The organism is Pseudactinotalea sp. (genome assembly GCF_048594945.1).
Taxonomy (GTDB): domain Bacteria; phylum Actinomycetota; class Actinomycetes; order Actinomycetales; family Beutenbergiaceae; genus Pseudactinotalea.
Genome location: NZ_JBMDXJ010000357.1, coordinates 14509 through 32700, shown reverse-complemented (window position 1 = coordinate 32700; position 18192 = coordinate 14509). Strand labels below are relative to the sequence as shown.

Annotated in this window: 17 protein-coding genes; 7 read left to right on the top strand and 10 right to left on the bottom strand. The window is 70.6% G+C overall.

Going from position 1 to position 18192, the window contains the following annotated elements:
- Positions 1–59: 59 nt before the first annotated feature.
- Positions 60–1415 carry a Gfo/Idh/MocA family protein gene (locus ACOJSN_RS16215; RefSeq protein ID WP_420113526.1) on the top strand — a complete coding sequence of 452 codons (1356 nt, stop codon included), beginning with the start codon at positions 60–62 and terminating at the stop codon, positions 1413–1415.
- Between the two features lie 155 nt (positions 1416–1570).
- Here the strand turns inward: ACOJSN_RS16215 and ACOJSN_RS16210 are convergent, their stop codons facing one another.
- Both ACOJSN_RS16210 and ACOJSN_RS16205 read right to left on the bottom strand, forming a co-directional pair.
- Positions 1571–2905, bottom strand: a complete 1335-nt coding sequence (locus ACOJSN_RS16210; RefSeq protein WP_420113525.1) for an MFS transporter — start codon at positions 2903–2905, stop codon at positions 1571–1573.
- A gap of 157 nt (positions 2906–3062) precedes the next feature.
- Positions 3063–4088, bottom strand: a complete 1026-nt coding sequence (locus ACOJSN_RS16205) for an LLM class F420-dependent oxidoreductase (protein WP_420113524.1) — start codon at positions 4086–4088, stop codon at positions 3063–3065.
- Between the two features lie 57 nt (positions 4089–4145).
- Here ACOJSN_RS16205 and ACOJSN_RS16200 point away from each other — a divergent pair, with 57 nt between their 5' ends.
- Positions 4146–4394: a hypothetical protein gene (locus tag ACOJSN_RS16200; protein WP_420113523.1), complete on the top strand. Its 249-nt coding sequence runs from the start codon at positions 4146–4148 to the stop codon at positions 4392–4394.
- A 3-nt stretch (positions 4395–4397) separates the two neighbouring features.
- Here the strand turns inward: ACOJSN_RS16200 and ACOJSN_RS16195 are convergent, their stop codons facing one another.
- Positions 4398–5318, bottom strand: coding sequence for an LLM class F420-dependent oxidoreductase (locus tag ACOJSN_RS16195; RefSeq protein ID WP_420113522.1), 921 nt, complete (start codon positions 5316–5318; stop codon positions 4398–4400).
- 71 nt (positions 5319–5389) lie between these two features.
- Between ACOJSN_RS16195 and ACOJSN_RS16190 the strand changes: the two genes are divergently transcribed.
- The 5 genes from ACOJSN_RS16190 (at position 5390) to ACOJSN_RS16170 (ending at position 9557) form a co-directional block, all read left to right on the top strand.
- Positions 5390–5992 carry a TetR/AcrR family transcriptional regulator gene (locus tag ACOJSN_RS16190; protein ID WP_420113521.1) on the top strand — a complete coding sequence of 201 codons (603 nt, stop codon included), beginning with the start codon at positions 5390–5392 and terminating at the stop codon, positions 5990–5992.
- Entirely contained in the window at positions 5989–6588 is a 600-nt protein-coding gene (locus tag ACOJSN_RS16185; RefSeq protein ID WP_420113520.1) for a GNAT family N-acetyltransferase, read from the top strand. Before ACOJSN_RS16190 ends, ACOJSN_RS16185 begins: the two co-directional genes overlap by 4 nt.
- Before the next feature lie 344 nt (positions 6589–6932).
- A complete protein-coding gene (locus tag ACOJSN_RS16180) occupies positions 6933–7901 on the top strand; it encodes an ABC transporter ATP-binding protein (RefSeq protein WP_420113519.1) in 969 nt (322 codons plus the stop codon).
- Positions 7898–8716 (top strand): ABC transporter permease, encoded by an 819-nt coding sequence (locus ACOJSN_RS16175; protein ID WP_420113518.1) that lies wholly within the window; start codon positions 7898–7900, stop codon positions 8714–8716. Before ACOJSN_RS16180 ends, ACOJSN_RS16175 begins: the two co-directional genes overlap by 4 nt.
- Positions 8709–9557, top strand: a complete 849-nt coding sequence (locus ACOJSN_RS16170) for an ABC transporter permease (protein WP_420113517.1) — start codon at positions 8709–8711, stop codon at positions 9555–9557. The genes ACOJSN_RS16175 and ACOJSN_RS16170 overlap by 8 nt, the downstream gene beginning before the upstream one ends.
- Position 9558: 1 nt before the next feature.
- Here ACOJSN_RS16170 and ACOJSN_RS16165 read toward each other — a convergent pair whose 3' ends face one another.
- From ACOJSN_RS16165 to ACOJSN_RS16135, 7 genes are all read right to left on the bottom strand, one after another.
- A complete protein-coding gene (locus tag ACOJSN_RS16165; RefSeq protein WP_420113537.1) occupies positions 9559–10536 on the bottom strand; it encodes a ribose-phosphate diphosphokinase in 978 nt (325 codons plus the stop codon).
- Between the two features lie 60 nt (positions 10537–10596).
- Positions 10597–12246, bottom strand: a complete 1650-nt coding sequence (locus tag ACOJSN_RS16160) for an alpha-L-arabinofuranosidase C-terminal domain-containing protein (protein WP_420113516.1) — start codon at positions 12244–12246, stop codon at positions 10597–10599.
- A gap of 23 nt (positions 12247–12269) precedes the next feature.
- Positions 12270–13115 carry a carbohydrate ABC transporter permease gene (locus ACOJSN_RS16155; RefSeq protein WP_420113515.1) on the bottom strand — a complete coding sequence of 282 codons (846 nt, stop codon included), beginning with the start codon at positions 13113–13115 and terminating at the stop codon, positions 12270–12272.
- Positions 13112–14047, bottom strand: a complete 936-nt coding sequence (locus tag ACOJSN_RS16150; protein ID WP_420113514.1) for a carbohydrate ABC transporter permease — start codon at positions 14045–14047, stop codon at positions 13112–13114. Before ACOJSN_RS16150 ends, ACOJSN_RS16155 begins: the two co-directional genes overlap by 4 nt.
- 154 nt (positions 14048–14201) lie before the next feature.
- A complete protein-coding gene (locus ACOJSN_RS16145) occupies positions 14202–15521 on the bottom strand; it encodes an extracellular solute-binding protein (RefSeq protein ID WP_420113513.1) in 1320 nt (439 codons plus the stop codon).
- Positions 15518–16999: a sulfatase-like hydrolase/transferase gene (locus tag ACOJSN_RS16140; protein ID WP_420113512.1), complete on the bottom strand. Its 1482-nt coding sequence runs from the start codon at positions 16997–16999 to the stop codon at positions 15518–15520. Before ACOJSN_RS16140 ends, ACOJSN_RS16145 begins: the two co-directional genes overlap by 4 nt.
- A gap of 23 nt (positions 17000–17022) precedes the next feature.
- Positions 17023–18156 (bottom strand): ROK family protein, encoded by a 1134-nt coding sequence (locus ACOJSN_RS16135; RefSeq protein WP_420113511.1) that lies wholly within the window; start codon positions 18154–18156, stop codon positions 17023–17025.
- Positions 18157–18192: the final 36 nt, after the last annotated feature.

Here is an 18192-nt window from a genome sequence, read left to right as displayed (position 1 = left end):
GCTAGAGCCATGCATGCGGTTGCGGCAATTGCGGTCATGACTCACCACGGAGGTTCCCGATGAGCGAGACACACGCTCCGCCGTCGAGCACGCGGCGGCGACGCTACGCCCTGATCGGGGCCTCGAACCGGGGAGTGGCGAGCTTCGCGAAGCCGATGATCGGGGTGGCCGGCGGCCAGGACGGCGCGCTCGGGTACGGGGCGAGCGAGGACGACTTCTCGGCCGTGGCCGAGCTGGTGGCCGTGCTCGACGTCGACCGGATGCGCGCCGAGGCGTTCGTGCGCACACTGGTGCCGGAGGGCTACGGTCCGGTCGCGGTCTACGAGCCCGACCAGCTCGGCGAGCTGCTGGACCAGACCAGGCCCGACGCCGTCGTCATCGCCTCACCCGACCACACGCACGGGCACTACATCCAGGCAGCGCTGGCGGCCGGCGTCGACGTGATCTCGGAGAAGCCGATGGTCGCGACCTCGGCCGAGGCGGCCGAGGTGGTCGAGGCCGAGCGGGCGAGCAGCGCGCGCGTGCACGTGACGCACAACTTCCGGTACCCGGCGCGGCACCGGCGCATCAAGGAGCTGCTGACGCAGGGCGCGATCGGTAGGCCGCTGCACGTGGCGCTCGACTACTACGTGGACACCCGGCACGGCGCGAGCTACTTCCTGCGGTGGAACCGGTCGCGCGCGGCGTCGGGCGGGCTGACGATCCACAAGAGCACGCACCACCTCGACCTGATCGCGTGGTGGCTCGGCGCCGACCCGACCCGGGTCTACGCCGTCGGTGGACGCGACTTCTACGGGCCGGACAGCCCACACCGGCCGCGCGGCGCGGACACGCCGGCCGAGGTCCGCGAGCGGGACCCGTATCACCAGGCGCAGGCCGGCAGCGGAACGTTCCCCGAGGCGACGGGGCAGGCGCGCACGGGTCTGTTCGACCTGCCGTACGAGGTGCAGTACCCGGCCGAGGCTGAGATGACGCTGTACGACGACGAGATCGACATCGAGGACCACGTCGCCAGCCTGATCACCTACGACGGCGGAGCAACCGCGGCCTACTCGGTGCAGTTCTCCGCACCGTGGGAGGGGTACCGGCTGACGATCACCGGCACGCATGGATCGATCGAGGCGTTCGTGGGGCGGCTCCCGGGCGGCGAGGCGCTCCCGGGATCAGGTTCGCTCGTGCTGCGCCCGCTGTTCGCGGCCGCGGAGTCGATCGAGGTGTCTGCGGGCTCCGGGGGCCACGACGGCGCCGACCCGCTCATGCGCCGCGACCTGTTCGTGGGTCCCGACGCCGAGTCGGTGGCGATGGGCCTGATGGCCGACGCGCGCCAGGGTGCGCTCGCGGTCGCCACGGGCGAGGCGATCTGGCGGTCGGCGGAGCAGGGCCGAGCGATCGAGATCAGCGAGCTGCTTCCCTGATTCAACGCTCTTTCGACGCCACAGAGATTTCAACGCTCTTTCGGCAGCGGCTGCCGGGCTCTTCTGACGTCTTTGCCGGCGGTCGCGCTGCCGAAACAGCAACGAAGCCTGGCACGTGCCGGAAGAGCGTTGAAAGCTGGGTTGCCTGGATCCGCTCAGGTCTCGGTGAGCACCTTGTTGCGCAGCTCGGGCAGGAACAGGGTGGCGACCATCGCGAGCCCGAACGCCATGGCGAACACGCCGAACACGAGCCCGTTGCCTCCGGCAGCGAGCAGGGGCGGCACCGACAGCGGTGCGGCGATCGAGGCGAGCCGGCCAAAGGCAGCGGCGGCTCCGGCGCCGGACCCGCGCATCGACGTCGGGTAGATCTCGGGTGTGATGGCGTACAACGCACCCCAGGCGCCCAGGTTGAAGGCTGACAGCACCATGCCGACGATGAGGATCGTGGCCACGCTTCCCGCCTGCCCGAACGCGAACGCCGCCACGGCCGAGACGCCGAGGAAGGTGATCAGCGTGGGGCGGCGCCCCCAGCGCTCGATGAGGAACGCGGCCAGCGCGTAGCCCGGCAGCTGGGCGAGGGTGATGTAGAGCGTGTACTCGAAGGACTTCACGATGGTGAAGCCCGAGTTCAGCAGGATCGTGGGCAGCCACAGGAACGCCCCGTAGTAGGCGAAGTTGATGCCGAACCAGACCGCCCACAGGGCGGCTGTCCGACGGCGGAGGCCGGGCCTCCAGAGCTCGCGCCATTTGGGAGGGGTGGGCTCGGGCGGCACCGGAGTCGAGGGAACGGCGGCGATGCCCGCGGACTCCTCGAACTGGCGCACGGCCGCCTCGGCCTCGTCGACGCGGCCCTTGCGCTCGAGGAACCGCACCGACTCGGGCAGTCCGCGCCGGACCACCAGCGCGTAGAGGGCCGGGATCACGCCGATCGCGAATGCCCACCGCCACCCGTTCTCGGCCGGCACCACCAGGTAGCCGATCGTCGCCGCGGCGATCCAGCCCACGGCCCAGAACGCCTCCAGCAGCACCACTACGCGGCCACGGATCTTCGTGGGGGCGTACTCGCTGACCAGCGTGGAGGCCACCGGCAGCTCGGCACCCAGCCCCAGCCCGGTGACGAAGCGCAGCACCAGCAGCACCCCGACGCCGCCCGCCAGCGCCGACGCTCCGGTCGCCAGTCCGTAGACCAGCAGCGTCAGCGCGAACACCTGCCGCCGCCCGATCCGGTCGGCCAGCAGCCCGCCGACGCTCGCCCCCACTGCCATCCCGGCGAACCCGATCGACAGGATCCACGACACCTCGGTGCCTGTCAGCGCCCACTCACTGACCAGTGCCGCCATGATGAACGAGATCAGCCCGACGTCCATCGCGTCGAGCGCCCAGCCGATGCCGGAACCGCCGAGCAGCTTCCCGTGCTGCCGGGTGAACGGCAGCCGGTCCAGGCGTTCGGTCCGTGTCAGGGACGTGGGCTCGGGTGTGGGCTGTGACACGGGATGAAACCTCCCACATCCCGACCCCCGCGGGCGAGCCCTCCGGCCAGGAATCTCATGCCGAGACCGAGGCCCTACGCCGAGACCGAGGGGCGCCCCCCTCGGTCTCGGCGGTGAGCCTCGGTCTCGGCGGTAACCGAGACCGGGGGCGGGTGGGTCAGGGCGTCAGCGCCGCGGCCACGGCAGGGAGGGCGCGAGGGTCGGTCTGGACGATCAGCGTGGTCACGCAGGTGGCCTCCCAGGTGCGCACCTGGGAGGCGAGGTCCGACGGCGAACCGGCCAGGGCGACATCGAGCACCAGCTCGGTGGGGACTGCCGCGGCCGCGCCGGCCTTGTCGCCGGCAAGGTAGCGGGCGGTGACCGCCTCGCACGCCTCGGTGTACCCGAGCCGCAGGATCGCCTCGCGGTGGAAGTTCGTGCTCGCCGAACCCATGCCGCCGATGTACAGCGCGAGGTGTGGCTTGAGGAGCGCGGCGGCACTCTCGACGTCCGCCCCCACGGCGACCGGAACGCTCGCGCACACCTCGAACTCCGCCGCCGAGCGCAGTGAACCAGACCGGCGACCGAAGCCGGCGTCGAGATGCTCCCGAGCTGCGCCGTCGAGCCGGGGCGAGAAGAAGGCGGGCAGCCAGCCATCGGCGATCTCGGCCGCGAGGGCGGTGTTCTTGGGGCCCTGCGCGGCGAGGTGGATGGGGAGGTCGGCGCGCAGCGGGTGCACGGTGGAGCGGAGTGGCTTGCCCTCGCCACCGGCCAGCGGCAACGGATACGCCGGTCCGGGCGCGGTGACCGGGGCCTCGCGGCGCAGCACATCCCGCACGATCGACACGTACTCGCGCGTGCGGGCGAGCGGCTTCGCGTACGGCTGGCCGTACCAGCCCTCCACGACCTGCGGTCCGGACGCTCCCAGGCCCAGCACGAATCGGCCGCCCGAGAGGTGATCGAGCGTGAGCGCGGCCATCGCGGTGGCGGTCGGCGTGCGCGCCGACATCTGCATGATTCCGGTGCCGAGTCGCACGCGCGAGGTGGTCGCGCCCCACCACGCGAGCGGGGTCAGCGCGTCGGAGCCGTAGGCCTCGGCGGGCCAGACCGAATCGAGGCCGAGTTCGTCGGCGGCGGCGACCGCTGCCGCCGCGCCGGGGGGTGGGCCGGCCGACCAGTAGCCGGTGTGGAATCCGAGCTTCATCGCTGTCTCACCACGCCGGCGACGCTACCGCACCTCGGGGTTGTAGGTTCAGTCGCGATGTCTCAGAGCCCGGAGCGCCTCGCCCTGACGTTCACGCCCCCTCTCGTCGCTCTGCTGCGGAGCGCCGAGCAGGCAGCGGGCCGTACGCTCACGGAGGTCGAGGTGCTCGGGATCCGTGACGCCGCGACGTGTATCGCGCTCGACCCGTCGGTGGCCGAGGCCATGACGGCCGCCCGCGGCTATCAGGACATCGACCCCGAGAACTGCTGGGCCGAGTGGCAGCAGGTCAGGGACGGGCGCGACTGAGTCTCACAGCTGCGTGACGACCTCGCGGGCGATCAGGTCGAGGTGGTCGAGATCGGCGAGGTCCATGACCTGGAAGTAGAACCGCTCGGCGCCGGCGTCGCGGTAGGCGCCCAGCTTGTCCACCACCTCGGCCACCGTTCCCGTGAGGCCCTGCTCGCGCAGCTGGTCGGGCTCGCGCCCGATCGCCTCCGCCCGACGGCGGTACTCGGCCTCGTCCCGGCCGATCGCCGTGGTGTGGGCCAGTGACATCGTGATCGTCGCCGGGTCGCGGCCGGCGTCGGCGCAGGCGGTGCGGATGCGCTCGAACTTCGTGGCCGCGCCCTCCACGGAGTCGAAGTTCGCGTTGTACTCCGATGCGTAGCGCGCGGCGAGCGCGGGGGTTCGCTTCGCACCTGACCCGCCGATGATGATCGGGATCGGCTGCTGAACCGGCTTGGGCAGCGCGGGGGAGTCGGTGAGCTGGTAGTGCTCGCCGTCGAAGGAGAACCGCTCCCCGGCCGGCGTTCCCCACAGTCCTGTGAGGATCTCGAGCTGCTCGGCGAAGGGACCGAACCGCTTGGCCGGGAACGGCACGCCGTACGCGGCGTGCTCAGCCTCGAACCAGCCGGTGCCCAGGCCGAGCTCCACGCGCCCGCCCGACATCTCGTCGACCTGCGCCACCTGGATCGCCAGCAGCCCGGGCCAGCGGAAGGTCGCGGAAGTGACCAGCGTGCCGAGGCGGATCGTGGAGGTCTCGCGCGCGAGTGCGCCGAGCGTCACCCAGGAGTCGGTGGGTCCGGGCAGGCCGTCCCCCTCGCCCATCGACAGGTAGTGGTCGGAGCGGAAGAACGCGCTGAAGCCGAGCGACTCGGCGGCCTGCGCCACGGCGAGCTGGTCGGCGTAGCCGGCGCCCTGCTGCGGCTCGGTGAAGATCCGGAAGTCCATACGGCCAGCCTGCCAGGGTGCGGGGGCGATCTGGTACGGTAAACATTCGTTCATTCAACAAGAGGGAGCGGATGCCGCGCAGGCCTGAGCAATACGAACGCATGCGCGACGCCACGCGCGAGAGCGTCCAGGCCGCCGCCGTGCACCTGTTCGCGCGCCACGGATTCGCGGCCACCACCATGCGGCAGATCGCGTCCGCTGCCGACATCAGCGCCGGCCTGATCTACCGCCACTACGCCACGAAAGAGGCGCTCTACGACGAGCTCCTGGCGCAGGCGGTGAACGGACTGGCTGGTCTGGTCGTCGTCCTCCGGAGCGCCGAAGACCCGGCCGAGACGCTCCGGTCCGTCACCGCCGCGATCCTCGCCGACCTGAGCTCCGAGGGCAGCGCCGATGCCTTCTATCTCGTGATGAGCCAGGGGTTCGCCAGCGACGACCCGCCCGGGACCGCCGCCCGGCTCGCCCGGGAACACGCCGCGCTCTGGGAGGCCACCACCGAGCTGATCCGGCGCGGGCAGCAGGCAGGCTTCCCGCCAGGCGACCCCGCCGAGCTCACCACCTGCTACTTCGCCACGATCTCCGGCCTGGTGACGCTGCGAGCGGCACTCGGCCCCGCGCTGCCCGTACCAGCAGCCGACATCCTGCTGCGCCCGATCTTGGGAGACCCTTCATGACACTGACGATCAGCCGCGGCGACGCGCTCGGCGAGGACTACCGGCGCCGGATCACCGAGGTGCTCGTGCGGGGGTTCGCCGAGGACTTCGCCTACTTCTCGACCGACCCCGACCGGCTCGCCGACGCGTTCCAGCACATGCTCCTGCTCGACCGCTTCTACGCGGCCCTCGTGGACGGCGAGCCGGCGGCGATCGCCTCGTTGACCTCAGGGGACCAGGAGTGCTTCGCTCCGCAATGGGCACCCATGCGCCGGCATCTCGGCCTGGTCCACGGCACCATCACGACCCTGGTGGTGCGCAGCCAGTTCCTGGGCGCGCCGCCCGAGGCGCGGCCCGGACTCGCGGAGATCGGGTTCGTCACCACGGCCCCCGCTCACCAGGGCCGCGGGGTGGCCACCGCGCTGATCCGGCACCTGCTGGAGCTGCCAGGGATCGAGCAGTTCGTGCTCCGCGACATCAAGGACACCAACGAGCCTGCGCTGGGTCTGTACCGCAAGCTCGGCTTCACGGAGTCGGCCAGACGGCCTGTCAGGGGCGCTCAGCGCGCAGGCTTCTCCGCCTATGTCTCGATGCGGCGCCCGGGTGCCGGGGCATGACGAAGACCCGCGTTCCCGAGCGCCTGGCTCGGGGCGTCGCACTGGACGAGGGTGCGACCCGCGGGTCTTCGGGTGACTGCCGTGTTCTCGCAGGCGCATCACGCGCCGTCGGGTTCGGGCAGAAGCCGTCCGTTGTCGGCTGTGATGCCCTAGCGGGCAGTCACCTCACGAGTCCCAAGATTCTTCACGTCTCGGACCACCTCCTTTCGCGTGTATCACCACGGTATGCCCGACGGCGGAGTGTCGCCACCGGAATTTCGTGACCCGGTCTCACCGGGTCACGATCAGGTGACAGGTGTGGAAGCGGCAGCCGCGAGATCTCGCGCGTGGAGTACGGTCAATCCGTGGGATCCGCTGTCGCAGTGGCTGGGCTGTACCGCGAATTCGGGGGCCGTCGGGGGCAACCGGTCGTCGCGGCGCTGCAGGGTGTCGACCTGGCGATCCCCGAGGGCGAGATTCACGGCCTGCTCGGCCCCAACGGCGCCGGCAAGACGACGTTGTGCAAGATCCTGTCGACCGTGCTGCTCCCCACCAGCGGGACCGCGGCGATCTGCGGCCACGATGTCGTGACCGAGACAGCCACGGTGCGTTCGCTGATAGGGATCGTCTTCGGGGGTGAGCGGGGCCTGTATACGCGGCTGAGCGCCCGCGCGAACCTGGAGTTCTGGGCTGCCATCTACGGACTCGCGGGGGCATCGGCCCACCGGCGCGTCTCGCAGCTGCTCGAGCGGTTGGGCCTGGAGGACCGCGCCGACCAGCGTGTGGAGACCTTCAGCCGCGGCATGAAGCAGCGCCTGCACCTGGCACGCGGTCTGATCGGCGACCCGCGGGTGCTCATCCTCGATGAGCCGACCACGGGGATGGACCCGGTGGCCGCCGTCGATTTCCGCGAGCTGGTCACCTCACTGCGCGACGAAGGCCGCACGATCCTGGTGACCACCCACGACATGGCCGAGGCTGAGGCGATCTGCGACCGGGTGAGCCTGATCGACAGCGGCGCGCTGCTGGCCACCGAGCGGCCCAGCACCCTCGGGACCTGGATCACGCGCTACGCGCGCGTGCGCGCTTCCGAGATCCCCGCCGACATGATGGACGCCGTCGTCGAGGCGGTATCCACGCTCGACGGCGTCGCTCAGGTTCGTCAGACCGGTTCCGGTGCGTTGCTGGTCGACACCGATGCCGACGGCGCCGCGACGGCGGTGCTGCGCGCGCTCCTGGATCTCGGTGTGTCCGATGTGGCCACGACGCGGCCCGATCTCGCCGAGGTGTACCTGCGCATCATCGGCGACCGAGGGATGCGGATCGATCGGTGACCGCGACGCAGCCGGGCTCTCGGCGCTCGGGCCCGTTCAGGTCACTCGCCCGTGGTCTCTCGGCCGGTTGGTGGCGGGAGGTCCGCGAGCTCCGGCGCTCGCCGGACCGGCTGATGGCGTTGGTGACTGCGCCGACGCTGACGCTGGTGTTCCTCGCGATCATGTTGCACGCCGGACGCACCGACCTGGCACCGTTCGCCGTCCTCGCACCTGCCCTGCTGGTCCTGTGGCAGATGGCTTTGCAGACCTCTGGTGACACGGTGGAGAGCGAGCGGGAGAACGGCTCGCTGGAGGCCCTGGTCGCATCGCCGACGCCATTGGCGGCCGTGATCGTCGGCCGGATCGCAGCGGTCACTGCGGTCTCGCTGCTGGGATTCGTGGAGTCCTGGCTGGTGGCGGCGATCGTATTCGGGGTGCGCGTTCACATCTATCACCCCGAGCTGTTCTTCAGCACGCTGCTGGTGACGGGCTATGCGACAGCGGGCAGCGCCGTCGTGCTCTCCGCGCTGTTCGTGCGCACGCGGGCGGCGCGCGCGCTGCAGAACTCGCTCACGTACCCGTTCTACGTGCTCGGCGGCATCATGGTGCCGGTCGCGTACCTGCCCGACTGGTTGGAGCCGGTCACCCGCCTGGTGTTCCTTTCCTGGTCCTCCGATCTGATGCGCGACGCGTTGATGCAGGCACCGCCGCAGAACAGTCTGCTGCGACTGGCCGTGGTGCTGCTGCTGGGAACGATCGGGCTGGCTGTGGGCATGCTCTTGGTGCGGCGTGCGCTCGTGCTCGTGAGAAGGACGGGGACGATCGGCCATGCCTGAGATCCCGGGACCGGTACGTCCCTCGACCCCGGCCGTTCCGGTGCGCTCGCCGGTGTGGCGAGTGTTCCTCGCGAGCACGCGCAACGCCTGGGCGGATTTCGCCGCGACCTTCACGCCGCTGACCTGGATCTTCGGGTGGCTGTCGCGGATCCTGGCTCAGGTTGTGTTCTATGCGCTGATCGGCACCATGCTCGGCAGCCCCGACCGGGTGGCATACCTGTTCATCGGAGCGGCGGTCCTGGCGACGGCGATGGAGTCTCTGCTGGTGGTCTCCACGACCACGCGCGAGCGGTACTCGGGCACGCTGCCGCTGCTGGTGGCCTCACCGACCCGGCTGTGGCCGGTGTTTTTGGGGCGCAGTGTGCAGTGGCTGCCGAGCGGGGTCGCCACTGCCACGGTGGCGCTGTTCGTGGTCGGGCCGGTGTTCGGTGTGAGGTTCACGCTCGCCTCAGGCCTCGCCGCGTTCGGCGTGCTCCTCCTGGTGGCTGTCACCACCTACGGCTACGGCCTGGCGCTCGCCGCGCTGGTGTTGCGGCACATGCGCTTGCGCAACTGGGCGACGAACCTCTCCTACACGGTGATGATGCTCGTGTGCGGGGTCACGGTGCCGCTGAGTTTCTGGCCTTCGTGGGTGCAGGTGATCGGGCAGGTCTTCCCGCTCACCCACGCGCTGGACGCGATCCGGCTGCTGGCGGCTGGTGACGCCGTCGCCTCGCTGGTGCTGACCGACGTAGGGCTGGCGCTGCTGGTGGCTCTGGGCTGGTATGTCATCGCCGCGGTCTCTCTGGAGCGGCTGGCATCCGCGGGGCGCCGCGAGGGAACGATCGAGTTCGCCGAGTAGCTCAGCCGAAGAGCTTGGGCTGGGGCGGGCCGAGGGTGGGGTCGACGCCGTCGAACAGGCTCGCGACCGACTCGCCGGCGTGGATCCGGGCGATCGCCTCGGCGAACAGGCCCGCGACCGAGCGGGTGACGAGCTGCGGCCAGCCGGCCGGGGCGGGCACGGTGTCGGTGGTCACCACTTCGGTGATCATCGGGTGGTCGCGCAGCCGCTCCACCGCCTTGCCTGCGAACAGGCCGTGCGTGCACGCGACAGCGGCCTCGGTGCAGCCCTGGTCGGCGAGCCGGTCCAGGAGCTCCACGATCGAGCCGCCGGTGGCGATCTCGTCGTCGAGCACGATCGCGCGCTTGCCGCTCACATCGCCGACGATCGAGTCGATGACCACGCGGTCGTCGGCCAGCCGCTGCTTGTTGCCCGCCGCGACCGGTAGCCCGAGCAGGCGTGCGAACTGGGTGGCGGTCTTGGCATTGCCGAGGTCGGGGGAGACCACCACGGAGTCGCTGCGGTCCTGCTGCAGGAAGTGCTCCGACAGCACGCCGAGCGCGGTCAGGTGATCGAGCGGAACCTTGAAGAAGCCGTGCACCTGCGGCGCGTGGAGCGTCATCGTCAGCACCCGGTCCACACCGGCGGTCTGCAGCATGTCCGCCACCAGCCGGCCACCGATCGAGATGCGTGAGGCGTCCTTCTTGTCCGACCGCGCGTACGCGTAGTGCGGGATCACGGCGGTCACCGACGCCGCCGAGGCGCCGCGCGCGGCGTCGATCATCAGCAGCAGCTCCATCAGGTGCTCCTGCGTGGGCGGCACGAGCGGCTGCACGATGTAGACGTCGCGCTGGCGGCAGTTGATCTGCAGCTGCGCCTGCAGGCAGTCGTTGGCGAACCGGCTGATCTCCACGCCAGCGAGCGGCACACCGAGGTGCGTACAGATGGACTCGGCTAGGGCCCGGTGGGCATTGCCAGAGAAGACGACGATCTCGCGCACGTTGCTCCGCGGTGAGTGGGTCCGCTGGGTCGTGCCCACACTAACCACCCTGGGAGGCTCTTACGTACGTGTCCAGCTCAGCACTGTGATCGAGTGCGCGGGGAAGGTGTGGCATCCCTCGTCGAGCCCGACGGCGGTGGGTCCCGTGAGCGAGACCCGGCCGGGCGCCTCGAGGGTGTTGACCGCGAAGAGGTCGGCTTCGCCGACCCCCACGGTGCGGGCGGTCACCTGGGCGGGCAGACCGCCGGGCACCGCGATCCTGGCCCGGACATCGGAGGTGGCGGACCGGTTGATCACGGCGAGATACGCCGTCGAGCCATCGGCGGAGAAGGAGGCTGAGGCATCGAGGTGACCGACCACCGCGGGAGTGGTGCGGAAGGAGCCGTCGGCGCGGCGGTCGTCGCCCTGGCGCACGGCCTGGGTCCACGACGGGCCGTCCACGCGCACGGGCACGTGCACCGGGCCGGTGTGGTTCTGGTACAGGTCCCACACGTGGAACGTCGCGGTCTTCACCACGCCCTCGGGGCGCACCGCGAGCAGGCCGTTCGCGTTGACGAGGTTGACGGTGTTCGCCATCGTCACCGGCACCTCGAGCGCGCTGGCGCGGTGCATCGCATGGAAGACGCCCGCGTAGAACAGCGCGTCGGCGAGCGTGCGGGAGGAGTAGCGGTTGACGCGGCGCAGCGCCCGGCCGTCGGCGTCCGCCGCGCCTTCGAGCTCCGGCTGCTCGCGGTCCGCGAAGCCGCCGTCGGCGCCCGGCTGCGGCTCGGGCCACGCCCCAGGCTCCATGTGCCGGATGTTCCACTCGTCCATCGCGATCCCGATCGGGCGGCGCTCGCCGTGCCGAGGTCGCGTCGCGGCGATCAGCTCGGACTGGTCGCAGATCGCCTGCTCCACGTAGCGGGCCTGCGCCACCACGGCCTCGTACTCGGCCACGCTCGGGTCCACGAGGTGCCTGCTGGCGCCGTACAGGTGCAGCGAGACCGAGTCCACCTGGTGGCCCAGCTCGGCGACCACCTCGCGGGTCCACTCGCGGTGCTCGTCCCCGACCGCCACGAGCTGCAGCGACGGGTCGACCGCGCGCATGAAGCGGGCGTGCTCGCGGGCGGCGTGGGTGTACTGCTCCACCGGGCGGTGCCCCATCTGCCAGGGGCCGTAGACCTCGTTGCCGATGCCCCAGATGCGGACGTCCTGCGGGTCGTGCAGGCCGTCGGCGGCGCGGCGGCGGGTCAGCGTGGTGTCGCCGCCGTAGTTGGTGTACTCGACCCAGCGCACGGCGTCGTCGACCGAGCGCGCGCTGTGGGCCAGGTACGGCTCGGTGCCCACCTCCCGGCACCACGCCAGGAACTCCGGCGTGCCGAACCGGTTGCTCTCCTCCGACCCCCACGCCAGCTCGAGCGTGCGCGGGCGAGCGTCGCGCGGTCCGGTGCCGTCCTGCCACCGGTATGGCGAGGTGAAGTTCCCGCCCGGCCAGCGCACCACCGGCAGCCCCAGCTCGCGGCACGCCTCGATCACGTCGGCGCGGCAGCCCTGTAGCGGGCCACTCTCGGCGATCGCGTGCGGCGACCCTTCGTCGAACACCCCGCCCTCGATGTTGCCGAAGAACGCGGACTCCAGGAAGTGGCCGTAGATCCGTCGATCGATCGTGCTCGACGGCGTCGCGTCGAGTGTGATGGTGGCGGTCGGATGGTCGGTTGTGGTGCTGGGCAACGTGGCTCCTGACATCGGATGGATCAGCCCTTGACGCCGCCCTGCGAGACGCCGTCGATGACGTAACGCTGGGCGAAGATGTAGACGGCGAGCACGGGAACGCTGGCGATCACCGCGCCCGCCATGAGCAGGTCGTAGCGGGAGGCGAACTCGCCCTGCAGCTGCGCCAGCCCCGCGGGCAGCGTGAGCATGTCGGTGCTGAACAGCACGAACACCGGCCACAGGAAGTCGTTCCAGCTCGACAGGAACGCCAGCACCGCGAGGGTCGCGATCGCCGGCATCGCGAGCGGCACCATGATCCGGTGGAACACCTGCCAGGCGTTCGCGCCGTCGAGGCGGGCGGCCTCCTCATAGGCGGGGTCGATGCCGGCGAAGAACTGCCGCACCAGCACCACTCCGAACGCGCCCGCGGCCGAGGGAACCACGAGCGAGGCGTAGCTGTTGAGCCAGCCCAGCTGGTTGACGATGAGGAAGTGCGGGATGAGGAAGATGACCCCGGGCACGAACATCGTGGCGAGCACCATGCCGAGCAGCACGTTGCGCAGCGGCAGGTACAGCCGAGCGAGCGCGTAGGCGGCGGTGGTGGCGACCACGACCACGAGCGCGCTGTGCAGCACCGCCGTGAGCAGGCTGTTGCCCAGCCACCGCAGCACCGGCAGCCGGTCGTTGCCGAGGATCTCGGCGTAGGCGGTCGTGGTGGGGTCCTGCGGCAGCAGCGTGAACGTGAGGGCGTTCGCCTCCTGCACCGACTTGAACGACGTCGAGATCATCAGCACCAGCGGCAGCACGAACACCACGGTCAGCAGGATCAGCGTGGTGCCGAGCGCGAGCCGGCGGGGTCGGCGGCGGGGTGCGGCGGTGGCGGTCACTTCTCGCTCCCTCCGATCGCGCGGAAGAACAGCACGGTGACCGCGCTGAGCAGCATCAACGTGACCGCGAGGATCATGCTCATGGCCGAGGACGCTCCGATGTCGAACCCTTGGATGCCGGTCTCGGCGATGTAGCCGATCACCGTTCTGGTGTCGGTGCCGGGCTGCTCCTGTGTGATCAGGGCGGACTGCCCGTACATGTTGGCGGACGCGATGATCGTGATCGCCACGACGAACTGCAGCACCCGGGTGAGGCCCGGCAGTGTCACGGAGGTGAAGCGTCGTAGCGGTCCGGCGCCATCGACCGTGGCCGCCTCGTACAGCTCCTTCGGCACGTCCTGCAGCGCAGCGAGGTAGATGACCGAGTTGAAGCCGATCGTCCACCACAGCGTCGCTACCACCAGTGAGACCCAACCCGCCGGCAGCGTGGTGGTCCACGCCACGTCGATGCCGAAGATCTGGTTGATGGGCCCGAGCTGCCGGTCCAGCAGGTACCGCCACAGCAGCCCGATCACCGCGACGCCCAGCACGTACGGCGCGAAGTAGACGGCGCGGAAGAAGGTGCGCCCGGGGAAGCGTCGGTTGAGCAGCATCGCCAGCCCGAGCGGCAGCGTGATGAGTAGCGGCGCGCTGAGCCCGGTGAAGATGCCGGTGGCCTTCATGCCCTTCCAGAACTCGACGCTCATCACCGTGCTGCCCGCGAACAGCTCGGCGTAGTTGTCGGCGCCGACCCACGGCGTGCCGGGCAGCCCCAGGGACCAGCGGTGCAGACTCGCCCACACCGCGGCGACGATCGGCACGATCACGAAGACCGTGAAGATCACCAGGAACGGTGAGAGGAACGCGAGCGCGGGCCAGGGCGATCCACGGCGCAGCCGGCCGTTGTCGCCGCGGCGTGACGGCGCGGCAGCGGCGGAGCTGACGGCACTCATGCGAACCTCCTCGTTCGTCCGGTCAGAATCGGGGGCCTACGGTGTTCGTCACACGTTGAACAACTGACCTCAACGCCACGAAACGCCCGCCCTGAGTGCCCCGTGCGTTGCACACGTGACCTCAACGCCACGAAACTCCCGGCGGTGGGCGCGCTCATCCGAGCAGCTCGTTCATGTCGTCCAGCTCGTCTTGCGCGGTCTGCTGCGCGAAGGCGAGTGCCTCGGCCGGATCCACGCCGCCCAGCACGGCTTCGCCGACCGCCCGTTGGAATGTGTTCGCCGCGATCTCCCGTGACCCGGGGATCTGCGGGAGGAACGCCGCCATGTCGAACACGTCCTCGGTGGCGAGCGGAGCCTGCGGGGATGACCGGAACTCCTCAAGCTCGCGCACCGATGCCCGGGCCGGGGTGTTACCACCCACGATCCACGGAGCGGAGTTGCGGCTCACCCAGTCGACGAACGTCTGGGCGGCGTGTGCGGCGTTCTCGTCGCGCTGAGACTGTCCGGTCAGCACGAAGTTGTGGGAGTTCGCGAACACCCCCGGCTGTGGGCCGATCTGCGGGAACGGTGCGACCTGCCAGTCGAGGTCCGGTGCGGTCAGCTGCAGGTCCGGGATCGCCGCCGGCAGATCGGCCAGCAGTGCGGCGGAACCGTTCTTGAAGGGTGTGCGCGGGTCGGTTGCGCCGGCGGGGCTGATGCCGCGCTCGATCTGCTCGACCATCCAGCTCAGCGCCTGTACGCCCGCGTCGGAGCCCATCTCGGCCACCGTGCCCTCCGGGTTGTACAGGCGCCCACCGAACTGGGCCAGCAGCGTGACGAACAGCTGCCAGGAGGGCGTCACCCAGAACGGTTCGGCCACGCCGCTCGCCTGCAGGGCGGCAGCGGTCTCGTCGAAGCCGGCTGCGTCAAGGACCGGCCCGGGCGTGCCGGCGGCGTCGAGTGCCTCGGTGCTCCAGTACTGCGCCACCGTGAAGAAGTCCAGCGGGATCCCGTAGCGAACCCCCTGGTACACGCCGTTGTCCCAGGCCGCGGGCACGAAGTCCTCACCGTCGACGCCCAGGCCGGTGGCCATCTCGTCCAGCGGCACCAGGGTGTTGCGGGCCGCGAACGTGGCGAGCTGGTCGAGGTGCATGATCGCGACGTCCGGGCCCACCCCGGCACCCACTGCGGGCATCACCTTGGTGTACATCGAGTCGGCGGCCAGCGACGTCATCACCACGTCGACGTCCTCGTGCTCGGCGTTGAAGGCGTCGACCATCGCCGCCATCGCGGGGCCGTCGCCGCCGGTGAAGGGGTTCCAGAACTCCAGCCGCTGGTGCGGGCCGGTGTAGCTGCCTTCGCGGAACTGCGCCGGGTCGAGGTCGGTGCCAGCGCCGATCGATGGCGCGCAACCGGCGAGCACGGCTGACGAGCCCAGCAGGCCCAGGAAGGTGCGCCGTGAGGGCGAGGTGACCGGGCGCCGTCGGGCACTCACAGCTGACTGCCTTCCTCGAACGAGCTGAGCGAGGTGTCGTAGTCCTTGTCGCCGACCGGGTACATCGACGTCATCCAGTGGTAGAAGTTGTCGCCGCGCTCGCGCAGCTGCCGGTACAGGCGCCCGAGCAGGTCGTCACGGATCTCGCGGAGCGCGGGGTCGTCGTAGCCGTTGCGGAGCTCGTGCGGGTCGGTCTGCAGGTCGTAGAGCTCGTTGACCGAGTCCGGGTTGACCACCACCTTGTAGCGGTCGGTCACGAGCATCCGCTGCGGGTACGGGAAGTGGTGGCCGTGGAACTCGGCCAGCAGGTCCTCGCTCCAGGTGGTCTGCTCGCCTCGCAGCAGCGGCATCAGCGAGGTGCCGTCGACGACGGCGGTCGGGTCCAGGTCCGCCAGGTCCAGCACCGTGGCGCTCATGTCGATGAGGTGGACCAGCTTCTCCGACCGCTGCCCGGCTGGTGTGCCCGGAGCCTTCACGATCCCGGGGATGCGGTAGATGTCCTCATACATGGCCGGGCCCTTGTCGTGCAGGCGGTGGGCGCCGGTGAACTCGCCGTGGTCGGCGGAGAAGAACACCGCGGCGTCCTCGAGCACGCCGAGGTCGCGGGCGGCATCGAGCACCCGGCCGATCTGGGAGTCGACCAGCGTGACGTACCCCCAGTAGGCGGCGATCAGCTCGCGCGAGGTCTGCTCGGTGAGGGTGTCGAAGGTCCAGTGCGCGCTGTAGTTGCGTTGCACCGGCGGCTTGCCCTCGAAGGTCTCGGCGATCGAGGCGGGCAGCTCGATGCTGTCCGGGTCGTACATCTCCAGGTACTCCCGCGGCAGCACGTACGGAAGGTGCGGGCCGAAGAAGTGGGTGGCGAGGTAGAACGGTCGACCCTGCGGGTCCGCGGCGTAGCGCTGCAGCAGCTCGATGCTGCGGTCGGCGAGGTAGTGCTCGAACGTCGCCTCGAGCGGCTGGTGCAGTGTGGCGGCGAGCAGGTTGCCGGGCTCCCCGTTGGGGAAGGTGCCGCGCACCTCGTCGCTGATCCGGTAGGGCGGGAGGTTCCGCTCCTCGAGGTAGCGCAGGTAGTCCGGGTGGTCCACCGGGTTGTGCCAGCCGGGCAGGGCCGGCCCGTCGAACCCGTAGTCCGCCGCGGTGCGGTGCGTGCCCACGTGCCACTTGCCGACCAGGCCCAGCCGATACCCCGCAGCCGCGAGGTCGCCGCTGACCGTGTACTGGTTCTCCGGCAGGTCCTCGATATAGCCGACGTTGCGCTCGTAGTTCGCGAGCAGCTTGTGCCGGAACGGCGCCTCACCGGTCAACAGGCTCGCCCTGGCCGGGGTGCAGATCGCGCTCGGGGTGTAGCAGCGGTCGAAGGTGGTGCCGGAGGCGGCGAGAGCGTCGAGGTTCGGCGTCTGCACGGTGGTGTTGCCGTAGCAACCGAGCGTGTCGGTGCGGTGCTGGTCGGTGAGGAAGAACAGGACGTTGGTGGGCATCGGGTCTCTCAGGTCGATGAAGGTCAGGACGCGGCGGCGGTCAGCGGGAGCGGGAGGGTCTCCTCGCGCAGCAGCGCGCCGATACCGCCCAGCGCACCGGCAGGCTGGCCGAGCTGGGCGAGATGCAGGCGCGTGCCGGTGCCGGTGGGGAGGCTGTGCTCGGTCAGCGCCGCTCGCAGCGGCCCGAGCAGCACCTCACCCAGCACGGTGAGCTCTCCCGCCACCACCACATCGGTGACGTCGAGTGTGGTGCACGCACCGGCGAGCACTCGCCCGGTGGCGGCGCCGGCGCGGGCGACCGCCGCGACGGCGCGTTCGTCACCTGCGGTCAGGGCGTCGGTGAGCTGGTCGAGGCTCTCGGTTCCGGCGGCGTTCAGCAGTGCACCCCGCCCGGCGACCGTCTCCAGGCAGCCGCGCTTGCCGCACCGGCACGCCAGCGGCTCGTCGGTGACGCTGACGTGACCCAGCTCGCCGGCGAGATTGCGCGCCCCGAGGCGCATCCCGCCGTCGAGAATGATCGCGCCGCCGACGCCTGCGGCGAGGCGCAGGTAGATCGCGTCACGCAGGTCACGGGCGACGCCCCACACGTGCTCGGCGAGCCCCGCGAGGCGGGTGTTGTTGTCCACGAGCACCGGCACGCTGAAGGCGGTCTCAAGGCGGGTGCGGGTGTCGGCGACCACGTTGTCGCGGTGGTCGATCGAGCCGGCGATACCGGCCCCGATCCCCAGCAGTCGTGGCCGATCTGCCGAGCTCAGGAGAGCGCGGACCATCGCGATGGCGGTACGGGCGCGCTCGTCCCACGGCGTAGCGGCCGCGCAGGGGCGGGTGCGGGTGCCCACGATCACGTGTGCGGCGTCGGCTGCGGCGACCGTCACGTGCGTGTGGCCGAGGTCGATCCCCACCAGGACGCCGGCGCGCGGGTTGAGCGTGAGCAGCTCGGGGCGGCGGCCGGTGCGCCTTCGCGAGCCGCTGCTGGTGACGCCGAGGGCACCGGCAGCGAGCAGGTCGCGCGTGAGCGTCGAGACCGTGGCGCGTGAGAGCCCGAGCGCGTCTGCCAGGTCAGCGCGGTCGGTGGCGCCGTGCGCGCGCAGGTGCGCGAGGAGCTGGGCCTCGTGAGCGTCGCGCCGGCTGGTTCCGGCGCGCGGGCGTCCGTGCACACCAGCATCGTGCGGCGAGGGACGCTAATGCGTCAA

Bases quoted from the DNA above. Each gene is read 5' to 3' on its own strand.
- ACOJSN_RS16215 (WP_420113526.1), top strand. From the start codon at position 60: ATGAGCGAGACACACGCTCCGCCGTCGAGCACGCGGCGGCGACGCTAC.
- ACOJSN_RS16205 (WP_420113524.1), bottom strand. From the start codon at position 4,088: ATGAAGCTCGGATTCCACACCGGCTACTGGTCGGCCGGCCCACCCCCC.
- ACOJSN_RS16200 (WP_420113523.1), top strand. From the start codon at position 4,146: ATGTCTCAGAGCCCGGAGCGCCTCGCCCTGACGTTCACGCCCCCTCTC.
- ACOJSN_RS16195 (WP_420113522.1), bottom strand. From the start codon at position 5,318: ATGGACTTCCGGATCTTCACCGAGCCGCAGCAGGGCGCCGGCTACGCC.
- ACOJSN_RS16190 (WP_420113521.1), top strand. From the start codon at position 5,390: ATGCCGCGCAGGCCTGAGCAATACGAACGCATGCGCGACGCCACGCGC.
- ACOJSN_RS16185 (WP_420113520.1), top strand. From the start codon at position 5,989: ATGACACTGACGATCAGCCGCGGCGACGCGCTCGGCGAGGACTACCGG.
- ACOJSN_RS16170 (WP_420113517.1), top strand. From the start codon at position 8,709: ATGCCTGAGATCCCGGGACCGGTACGTCCCTCGACCCCGGCCGTTCCG.
- ACOJSN_RS16150 (WP_420113514.1), bottom strand. From the start codon at position 14,047: ATGAGTGCCGTCAGCTCCGCCGCTGCCGCGCCGTCACGCCGCGGCGAC.
- ACOJSN_RS16140 (WP_420113512.1), bottom strand. From the start codon at position 16,999: ATGCCCACCAACGTCCTGTTCTTCCTCACCGACCAGCACCGCACCGAC.